Origin of the sequence: Rhodococcus sp. IEGM 1307, assembly GCF_030056915.1 — a bacterium.
Taxonomy (GTDB): Bacteria; Actinomycetota; Actinomycetes; order Mycobacteriales; family Mycobacteriaceae; genus Rhodococcus_F; species Rhodococcus_F opacus_D.
This window is the reverse complement of the sequence record NZ_JASHKW010000056.1, coordinates 1-3,300: the sequence shown is the minus strand read 5'-3', so window position 1 is coordinate 3,300 and position 3,300 is coordinate 1. Positions and strand designations below refer to the sequence as shown.

Sequence of the window (3,300 nt, the reverse complement as noted above, 5' to 3'; positions counted from 1 at the left end):
TCACCGCCCTCGCCGACCACATCAGCCGACCCGGCGCCGGCCGGCTCACCCCCAGTGACCTCGACCTCGTCCACCTCGACCAACCCGCCCTCGACGCACTCCACCAGCACTACCCCACCCTCACCGACGTCTGGCCCCTCACCCCCTTGCAGGCCGGTCTTCTCTTCCACGCCGAACTCGGCGGCCCCGCTGCCGACGCGTACGTCGTCCAACTCGTCCTCGACATCGACGGACCCCTCGACGCCGACCGTCTCCGCGACGCCGTGGCAGCCTTGCTCGGTCGTCATCCGAACCTGGGCACGGCCTTCACTCACACGGCGGACGGCACACCGGTACAGGTCGTCACGACCACTGCTCTCGCCTGGGCGCACCACGACGTCACCACCGCACACCGTCCCGCCGAAGAACTCGGCGACATCGTCAGCGCGGACCGCGCCGCGCCGTTCGACCCGGCCGAGCCGCCACTCCTGCGATTCACCCTCGTGACGACCGGCCCCGACGACCACCACCTGGTGCTCACCAACCATCATCTGGTACTCGACGGCTGGTCCACCCCACTACTGCTGCACGAACTCCTCGAGCTCTATGAGCACCACGCCGATCCCGATGCTCTTGCGCCGGTGCCGCCGTACCGTGATTTCCTCGAATGGCTGGGCACACGCGACGTCTCGGCGTCCGTCGCCGCGTGGGGTCGTGCGCTCGAGGGTGTCGAGGACGCTACGCGGCTCGCACCGGGTCTCGATCCTCACCGGGTTGCAGGTCCCTGCGCGGAGCGCGTGGTGGCACTGACGGCCGCCGAGACGGATGCGTTGCGGACCGTGGCCCGCACCCACGACCTCACCCTCCACACCATCATCGACACCGCCTGGGCCCTCGTCCTCGCCACCCACACCGGCACCACCGACATCACCTTCGGCACCACCGTCTCCGGACGCCCACCCCACATCCCCGGCATCGAAACCATGATCGGACTCTTCATCAACACCATCCCCGTCCGCATCACCCTCCACCCCACCGACACCCTCACCACCCTCCTCACACGCACCCACACCACCCACACACAACTCCTCGACCACCACCACCTCCCCCTCACCCACATCCCCAACCCCCACGCCACCACCTTCGACACCATCACCGTCCACGAGAACTACCCCCACCACACCACCACACCACCCACCGACCTCACCATCACCACCACCTCCGCCACCGACGCCACCCACTACCCCCTCGCACTCGCCACCACCACCGACACCACACTCCACCTGCGGGGCATCTTCCAGCTGTCGGCATTCGACGCCGACAGCGTCGACGCGATCCTCGGACAACTGGCGCGTGTGCTCGTCGCCATGGGATCCGACGCGTCCCTGCCGATCGCCCGTCTGAACCTGCTGGATGCTGCGGAGCAGCGAGCCGTGGTGCCCGCCCGGGGTGGGGCGGCCGAGGAGCCGCGGACCCTGGGCGCGATCCTCGCGGACGCCGCCGAGCGCTCGCCCGACGCCGTCGCCGTAGACGACGGGGCCCGCCGGCTGACGTACTCCGAACTCGAGGCCCGCGCATTGCTCCTTGCCGACCGTCTCGTCGAGTCGGGTGTGGGTCCGGAAAGCGTGGTCGCCATCGCGATACCGCGGTCCCTCGAGTCAGTCCTCGCCGTCTGGGCCGTCGCCGGAACCGGCGCCGCGTTCGTGCCCGTCGACCCGACGTATCCGCAGATCCGCATCCAGCACATGGTCACCGATTCCGGAGTCCTCGTCGGGCTCACCACGAGCAGTCGTCGCGACGCGCTGCCGGACACCGTCACGTGGATCGACATCGAGGGCACGGGTGCCGGCCGGCTACCACACACCCGTGATTCGGAAGCTCGTCCGGCGCCCACGATCCGCCCCGACAATGCGGCGTACCTGATCTACACGTCCGGGTCCACCGGGGTTCCGAAAGGGGTGGTGGTCGGTCATCGTGGATTAAACTCTCTCGCAACCACGTTGCGCGAGCGTACCGGGGTGACCGCAGCGTCCCGGGTGGCGCATTTCGCGTCTCCCAGCTTCGACGCGTCGGTACTCGAGTATCTGCTCACGTGGTCCGCGGGAGCCACGGCGGTGATCGTGCCCACCACGATCTACGGCGGAGATGAACTGCGTCGGCATCTCGCCGACAGCCGGGTGACCCATGCTTTCCTGACCCCCACGACGCTGACTTCCCTGGCCCCGGGGCGCCTGGACGACCTCGAGTGCGTCGTGACCGGCGGGGAGAAGTGCACCCCCGAGGTGATCCGCCGGTGGTCTCCGCACTGTCGACTCATCAACGCGTACGGACCGACGGAAAGTACTGTGGCGGCGGATATCTCGGACGATCCGGCCGCCGACGGTGCGAATGTGATCGGTGGCCCGATCCGCGGCGTCACGGAGGTCGTACTCGACGCTCGGATGCAACCGGTCCCGATCCGGGCCCGGGGTGAGTTGTACATCGCGGGCGACGCGATCGCCCGCGGATACCACGGCAAGCCCGCACTCACCGCCACCCGTTTCGTCGCCGATCCGTTCGGCCCGCCGGGCGGTCGCATGTATCGCAGCGGTGATGTCGTCCGCTGGAACACCGCACGCGAAGGGTCTGCCGTCCTCGAATACCTGGGTCGCAGCGACTCGCAGGTGAAGGTTCGTGGGTACCGGATCGAACCCGGCGAGATCGACGCGGTGCTGTCGGGCCATCCGGCGGTCACGTTCAGCGCGACACTCCCCTCGACGGGCGGCCCGGACACAGGCGGCCAGGACGCGACACTGGTCTCCTACGTGACGACCACCGGCGCGGCCGGACCCCGCGAACTCCGCGACTACCTGGCCGGTCGGCTTCCCGCACAGCTCGTTCCGTCCGCGGTCGTCGAAATCAACGTGATTCCGCGGACGCCGTCGGGCAAGCTCGACCGCGACGCACTCCGCGTCCTCCGATCCACCCCGCTCCCCGCGCAGGTGTCGGCGGCCACCCCACTCGAACAGACCGTCGCGGAAACCCTCGCCGCGGCACTCGATCTGTCGAGTCTGGGAGTGGACGACGACTTCTTCGCGGCAGGCGGAGACTCGCTGACGGCGACCCGGGCCGTCGCCCGTGTGAACGCGAGCCTGCACACCGACCTCGCCGTCCGGAGCCTGTTCGAGGCCTCCACACCGCGCGCACTGGCGCGACTGCTCCTCGACGACACCGGATCTGAACCCCGCCCCCCGTTGACCGCCGCCGCGGAAGAACCGGAGTACGCACCGTTATCGCCAGCCCAGCAACGCATCTGGTTCCTCAACCAATACGACACCACCA

1 protein-coding gene is annotated in these 3,300 nt (G+C 68.9%); it reads left to right on the top strand.

Annotated features, from left to right (window positions below):
* On the top strand, positions 1–3,300 hold a 3,300-nt coding region (locus QM841_RS42760; protein WP_283336777.1), incomplete at both ends, for a non-ribosomal peptide synthetase.